Source organism: Micromonospora sediminimaris (genome assembly GCF_016863575.1).
Lineage (GTDB): Bacteria > Actinomycetota > Actinomycetes > Mycobacteriales > Micromonosporaceae > Micromonospora > Micromonospora sediminimaris.
This window is the reverse complement of the sequence record NZ_BOPD01000060.1, coordinates 1-6,686: the sequence shown is the minus strand read 5'-3', so window position 1 is coordinate 6,686 and position 6,686 is coordinate 1. Positions and strand designations below refer to the sequence as shown.

The following is a 6,686-nucleotide window of genomic DNA, read 5'->3' as shown; positions in this document are numbered from 1 at the left end:
GACCAGGCACGCGGAGAGCGCGAGTTGCGGCATCCCGCGCCAACCAGCCACGCGCAGACCACACCTTGCCGCATCCCGGACCGGCCGCATCCCGGGCCGACCAGGCACGCGGCAGAGACCCACGAGTTGCGGCATCCCGGGCCATCTGGCGGCGCGTAGACCGCACCTTGCGGCATCCGGGGTCGTCTGGCGGCGGCGGAGACCGCGAACCCGGGCAGGACGCGAACCCGGGCAGGACGCGAACCCGGGCAGGACGCGAACCCGGGCAGGACGCGAACCCGGGCAGGACGCGAACCGGCCCGAACCGCTACAGCGGTTCGGGCCGGCACCGGATCGGGTCAGCCGCGCTCGCGCTGATCCGAGGTGTCGTTGAGCAGGGCAGCCGGGGAAACCGGCTCCGGCGCGGGCAGCCCTTGCGGGCTGTTGCCGCCGGTGGCCTGCGCCTCGGCTACGCGTACCTCGTTGTGGATCTCCTGGGCCGCTGCGGCGGCGGCCTGTGCGGCCTCCGCGGCCTCCCGCTCGACGGCGCTGGCATCGTCGGAGGCCTCCTTGCTCGGCGCGTCGCCGACCATCTGACCCAGGCCGCCGAGTGCGCCGCCCATGCCCTCCAGAGCCTTGGTGAGCTCGGTTGGCACGATCCACACCTTGTTGGCCGTGCCGTTGGCGATCTGCGGCAGGGCCTGGAGGTACTGGTAGGCGAGCACCTTCTGGCTCGGGTTGGCCTGGTGGATGGCGTCGAACACGGTACGGATCGCCTTCGCCTGACCCTCGGCCTGCAGGATCCGGGCCTGCCGGTCACCGTCGGCGCGCAGCACCGCCGCCTGCTTCTCACCCTCGGCCGAGAGGATCTGCGACTGCTTGTGCCCCTCGGCGTTCAGGATCGCCGCCCGGCGGTCCCGCTCGGCGCGCATCTGCTTCTCCATGGAGTCGCGGATGCTCGGCGGCGGCTCGATCGCCTTGATCTCCACCCGGGTCACCTTGATGCCCCAGCGACCGGTGGTCTCGTCCAGTACGCCGGAGAGGTGTCGGTTGATCTCTTCCCGGCTGGTGAGCGCCCGCTCCAGGTCCAGCGAGCCGATCACGTTACGCAGCGTGGTGACGGTCAGCTGCTCGATCGCCTGGAGGAAGTTGGAGATCTCGTAGGTGGCCCGGACGGAGTCCACCACCTTGAAGTAGAGGACGGTGTCGATCGACACGACCAGGTTGTCCGAGGTGATCACCGGCTGCGGCGGGAAGCTGACCACCTGCTCACGCATGTCGACCTTGGTGCGTACCGCGTCGATGAACGGCACGAGAATGTTGAGGCCGGGATTCAGCGTGCGCTTGTACCGGCCGAGCCGCTCGACAACGTCCTGACGCTGCTGCGGAACGATCCGCACCGACTTCGCCAGGGTGACCACTGCGATCAGCGCCACTGCTATCAATAGGGCGGGAACTACGAACTCCATCCGTTCACCTTTCCGCTTCGGGTAGCTCACCGGGAGTGGTGACGTCCCGCCAGACCAGGGCTACCGCTCCCTTGACCTGGATAACCTGCACCCGCTCGCCGGGTGCGAAAACCTGGGTGGCGTCGTAGGCGCGAGCGCTCCACACCTCGCCGTCGATCTTCACCATGCCCCGGTCGGCGTCCACGTGCTCAAGCACCAGGGCGGTCGAGCCCTCGATCGCCTCGACCCCGAAGGTGGTGTCGTCGCTGTCGGAGCTGGTCTGTTTGTGTCGTTGAATGACCGGTCGCGCGGCGAACACGGTCAGCGCGGAGACGACCGCGAAGACCACCGCCTGCACGGCCACCGGCGCACCCAGCGCGGCGGCACCCGCAGCGGCGAACGCGCCGACCGCGAACATGATCAGGAACAGGGTCGCCGTGAAGATCTCAGCGACCGCCAGCACCACACCCAGCACGATCCACAACACGGCATCCACGTAACGATCGTGACATGTCCGTGCACGTGTCATCGAACTGTCATGATCATAGGGCGACCCTACCGACATCGAGGGAGACTTCGTGCCCCTGCGTCCCGAAACCGCCCGGCAGGTCGACGCTCTGGTGGCCGACGCGCAGTCCGCCGGCCACGTCCCATCGCTGATCATCGGCGTGGTCCGCGACGGCACGCTGGCCCACCTGGCCGCCGCCGGCACGCAGCCGCACCCCGACGCCGATCTCCAGTACCGGATCGGTTCGATCACCAAGACGATGACCGCCGTGCTGGTGATGCAGGAACGCGACGCCGGCCGGCTGGCACTGGACGACCCGCTGCGCCGGCACCTGCCCGAGGCCGCCGCGGCCGGGGCGGTCACCCTGCGGCAGTTGCTCGGGCACGCCGGCGGTCTGCAACGCGAACCCGACGGCCCGTGGTGGGAACGCAGCGAGGGCGTCGGCCTGACCGCCCTGCTTACCGGATTCACCGCCGCGAAGGTCGCGCATCCGCCGCACCGGGTCTGGCACTATTCCAACCTGGCGTACGGGCTGCTCGGCGGCGCGCTGGAGCGGGTCACCGGTACGCCCTGGGCCCAACTGGCGCGGGAGCGGATCCTGGAGCCGCTCGGGCTGCACCGCACCACCTACGCGGCCACCGAGCCGTTCGCCCGGGGCTACGTGCTGCACCCCTGGCACGACACGCTACGGGAGGAGCCACGAACCGACAGCCGGGCGATGGCGCCGGCCGGTCAGCTCTGGTCCACCGTCACCGATCTCGCCCGCTGGGCGGCCTTCCTCGCCGACCCGGATCCGGCCGTGCTCAGCCCCGCCACCCTCGACGAGATGTGCGCACCGGTGATCCTCAGCGACCTGGACGCCTGGCGCGGCGGATACGGCCTCGGTATCCAGCTCACCCGCGACGGCGACCGGATCCACGTCGGGCACGGCGGCTCGATGCCCGGTTACGTCGCCACGCTGGCCGTGCACCGCCCCAGCCGCACCGGCGTCGTCGGCTTCGCCAACTCGTACGGCTTCCGCACCGGTGGGATCGGGCCGCTCGGCCACCGGGTCCTCACCCACGTGCTCGACGTCGAGCCCGTGCCGACCCGGCCGTGGCAGCCGGCCGCGGCCCCACCGCCGGCCGATCTGGCCCCGCTTACCGGCCGCTGGTGGTGGATGGGTACCGCGCTCGACGTCAGCTGGGACCACACCACCGGGGAACTGGTCGGCGCGTCACGCGGCGACCGGATCAGTCGCTACGCCCCGGAGGGGCCCGACCGGTGGCGCGGCGTCAGCGGCGTCGAGAACGGCGAGGTCCTGACGGTGTTGCGCGACGAGACGGGTCGCCCGGTCGCGCTGGACATCGCCACCTTTGTCTTCACCCGTTCCCCGGACGACGAACCCTGACCCGGCGTGACGTACCTCGCCGCGCGCATACCCGGCTCGGCCAACAGATCGAGCACGTGTCGGCGGCGTCTGCCGCCGACACGGCGAGGCCGTCAGACCGGGGTGGAGCGAACCACCACGGCCTCCGGCGCCGCTGGCGGCGGCGTCGGCGTCGGCCGTTGCCGGGACAGGCGGCGCACGGCGGTGTTGAGCACCGCGATCAGCGGTACGGCGACGAGCGCGCCGACGATGCCCTCCAGCACCACCCCGGCGGTCACCGCCAGCACCACGGGCAGCGGATGCAACGCCACCGCCCGACCCATGATCCACGGTTGCAGGACGTTGCCCTCCACCTGCTGCACCACGATCACCGCACCGAAGATGATCAGGGCGGTGACCCAGCCGGCGTCCACCAACGCCACGAGGACCGCGACCGCGCCGGACAGCGTCGCGCCGACGATCGGGATGAACGCGCCGAGGAACACCAGCGCCGTCAGCGGGAAGGCGAACGGCACGTCGAACAGCACCAGGGCGATCCCGATGCCCACGGCGTCGATGAACGCCACCAGCACCGTGGCGCGTACGTAGGCGACCAGGGTCCGCCAGGAGGCCCGGCCGGCGTCGTCGACCCGCCAGCGGGCGGCGACCGGGAACGTCCCGACCAGGAACCGCCAGATCCGGTCGCCGTCGCGGAGGAAGAAGAACGTGGCGAACAGCACCAGCAGCGCGCCGGTGAACACCTCGACCACGGTGCCTGCCGTCGCGAGCGCGTTGCTGGTCAACGCCTGCGAGTTCTCGTTGATCCAGTTCTGCCCGGCCTCGATGTACCTGTCGAGTTGGGTGTCGGAGAGGTTCAACGGGCCGTCGCGCAGCCAGGTCTGGATCTGCCCGATGCCGGCCGCGGCGCTGGCGCTGAGCTCCGGCAGGCCCGCGATGAACTCGTTGACCACCAGGGTCAGTGTGCCGACCACCGCGGCCAGCCCGCCGATGAGCACCACGGCGGTGGCCAGCGTACGCGGCAACCGGGCGCGCAGCAGCCAGCCGACGGCCGGCGCCAGCAGGGCGGCGAGCAGCAACGCCACCAGCAACGGGACAATGACGACACGGATGGCGCCGAAGATCCGCAGCAACGCCCAGCCGACGATCCCGATGACCAGGAGCCGCCACGACCAGGCGGCGGCGATGCGCAGGCCCCTCGGCACGTCCGCGTCGTCGCGGCTGGTCGTGGAGACGGCCGCGTCGTCGGTCGGCGTCACCGGTTCGGGAATCAGCCGGTCCCGCTCGGCCGCCCGCTCGATGCGCCGCGCGTTCTCCCGCTCGCGGGCGGCACGCACCGACTCGCGTCCCGTCGCGTACGCCTGACGCAACCGCTGTCGCAGTTGCTCTAACCGGCTCACGTGCGTACCCCCGGGGGTGGTAGGGATCAGGCCGTTCACGGTAGCGGTCGACGTCCTCGCCGGTGGGGCCGGCGGCTCAGTCCGGTTCGGTCACGAAGTCGATCAGCCGCTCCATCGCGTTGATCAGCGGCGTCTCCACGTCAGCGAAGCTGTCCACCCGGGACAGGATCAGCCGCCACAGTTCGGCCGGTTCGGCGGCACCGAGCGCGGCGCAGACGCCTTCCTTCCAGGGCCGTCCCGGTGGCACCACCGGCCACGCCGCGATGCCCAGCGCGGCCGGTTTCACCGCCTGCCAGACGTCGACGTACGGATGACCGGTGACCAGGACGTGCGGCGAGTTGACCCGGGCCACGATGCGGCTCTCCTTGGAGCCGGGCACGAGGTGGTCGACCAGCACACCGAGCCGACGGCCCGGGCCCGGCCCGAAGTCGCGTACCTCGGCGTCGAGCGCGTCGATGCCGGACAGCGGTTGCACCACCACACCCTCGATGCGCAGGTCGTCGCCCCAGATCCGCTCGACGAGGGCGGCGTCGTGCACACCCTCGACCCAGATCCGGCTTGCCCGGGCGACCCGGGCGCGTACCCCGTCCACCGCCACGGACCCTGAAGCGGTACGCCGCCGGGCCGCCGGCACCGGCGGCCGGGTGGGACGGCGCAGGGTGACCGGGCGGCCGTCGAGCAGAAACGCCGCCGGCAACAGCGGAAAGTTGCGCCGCCGACCGTGCCGGTCCTCCAGCACCACCGCACCGGATTCGAAGCCGACGACCGCCCCGCAGAAACCGGATTCGGCGTCCTCGACCACGAGGTCCGCTTCGGCGTCAACCTCCGGGGTCACCTTCCGCCGCCGCCAGTCCCCCGCCAACACGTCCTCGCCGTACCGCCGCCCCATCCCGTCACGCTAAGCCCGCCGCCACCACGCCCCAACCCCGACACACCCCGTCCCTATCTCCCGATCGCGATCATGCAGTTGTGGCATCTGACAAAAGCCGTGAAGGGGAGCCAACCGCCCACCACAACTGCATGATCGGCGCGACGGGGAGGCGGCGGCGCGGCAGTCGAGACACGGACCGGCGTCACCACGTACTCTTTCGGCATGTCCACCCCCGCTGCGGGTGCGGCCATCCTCGCGCCGCGCCGGTCGAGCCGGTTCGTTGCCTGGGTGCGCGCGTGGCGCGCCGGGTTGGTGCCCTTCGACGAGGTCGCCGACGCCGTCGCCGGCACCGAGGAGCACCTGGTCGCCGACGCGCCCGGCACCTGGACCGACGTACCGCTACGGGAGGCGCTGCCCACCCTGGCCAAGCTCTCGCCGGACGAGATCCGGCTGGTGCTGCCGGCGCCGGGCGACCCGCGCGGCCTACCCGGCCCGGGCGACTTCGCCGGCGCCGCGCTGGTTGCCGGCGAGGCCGTGATAGCCGGCGGGCTGGGGCTGATCCCCGAGGTACGCGTGCACACCTCCGGTTCCGGCGACACCTTCGAGACGGTGCTCTGGCGAGTGCACCCGCTGCCGGCGGACGCTCCCGCCGCCTGCCTCACCCTGCCCGGCGCCGCCGAAGCGGAGGCGGAGCTGGCCGCCGCGCTGGCCGACACCACAGCCGCGCTCACCCGCCTCGACGTGGCCCAGTGGCGTCCGGAGTTGGCCGGCGCCCTGGAGGCGTTGCGTCGCCCCGACGGCACCACCGACCTGCCCCCCGGGTTCGACCCGCGCTCGCGCCGGCTGTTCGCCCGGGCCGCCGTGCTCGACCGGGTCCTCGCCCTGGCCGGGCACGCGGCACCCGGCGGCGCGGTCAACAACTACGAGGCCCAGCAGCGCGACGCCGCCCTGCGCCCCCTCACCGCCGCCTGCCGTCAGGCCCTCGTCGCCGCCTGCAACGCCCCCCTGCGACCCTGACCCCACCCCGGCACCCCGGCACCCCGGCACCCCGGCACCCCGGCACCCCGGCACCCCGGCACCCCGGCACCCCGGCACCCCGGCACCCCGGCACCCC

6 protein-coding genes are annotated in these 6,686 nt (G+C 72.2%); 2 read left to right on the top strand and 4 right to left on the bottom strand.

Annotation, left to right across the window (positions count from 1 at the left end):
- Positions 1–338 precede the first annotated feature (338 nt).
- Positions 339–1,448 carry an SPFH domain-containing protein gene (locus Vse01_RS29000; RefSeq protein WP_093407375.1) on the bottom strand — a complete coding sequence of 370 codons (1,110 nt, stop codon included), beginning with the start codon at positions 1,446–1,448 and terminating at the stop codon, positions 339–341.
- 4 nt (positions 1,449–1,452) lie between these two features.
- Positions 1,453–1,923, bottom strand: a complete 471-nt coding sequence (locus tag Vse01_RS28995; protein ID WP_093407378.1) for an NfeD family protein — start codon at positions 1,921–1,923, stop codon at positions 1,453–1,455.
- 82 nt (positions 1,924–2,005) lie between these two features.
- Between Vse01_RS28995 and Vse01_RS28990 the strand changes: the two genes are divergently transcribed.
- On the top strand, positions 2,006–3,325 hold the full coding sequence (locus tag Vse01_RS28990) for a serine hydrolase domain-containing protein (protein WP_093407380.1): 1,320 nt from the start codon (positions 2,006–2,008) through the stop codon (positions 3,323–3,325).
- Between the two features lie 92 nt (positions 3,326–3,417).
- Here the strand turns inward: Vse01_RS28990 and Vse01_RS28985 are convergent, their stop codons facing one another.
- Positions 3,418–4,701, bottom strand: a complete 1,284-nt coding sequence (locus tag Vse01_RS28985) for an AI-2E family transporter (RefSeq protein WP_170863512.1) — start codon at positions 4,699–4,701, stop codon at positions 3,418–3,420.
- Between the two features lie 76 nt (positions 4,702–4,777).
- Positions 4,778–5,590 carry a DUF3097 domain-containing protein gene (locus tag Vse01_RS28980; protein ID WP_093407384.1) on the bottom strand — a complete coding sequence of 271 codons (813 nt, stop codon included), beginning with the start codon at positions 5,588–5,590 and terminating at the stop codon, positions 4,778–4,780.
- A 204-nt stretch (positions 5,591–5,794) separates the two neighbouring features.
- Between Vse01_RS28980 and Vse01_RS28975 the strand changes: the two genes are divergently transcribed.
- Positions 5,795–6,589 carry an Rv1486c family protein gene (locus Vse01_RS28975; protein WP_093407386.1) on the top strand — a complete coding sequence of 265 codons (795 nt, stop codon included), beginning with the start codon at positions 5,795–5,797 and terminating at the stop codon, positions 6,587–6,589.
- The last annotated feature ends 97 nt before the right edge of the window (positions 6,590–6,686 follow it).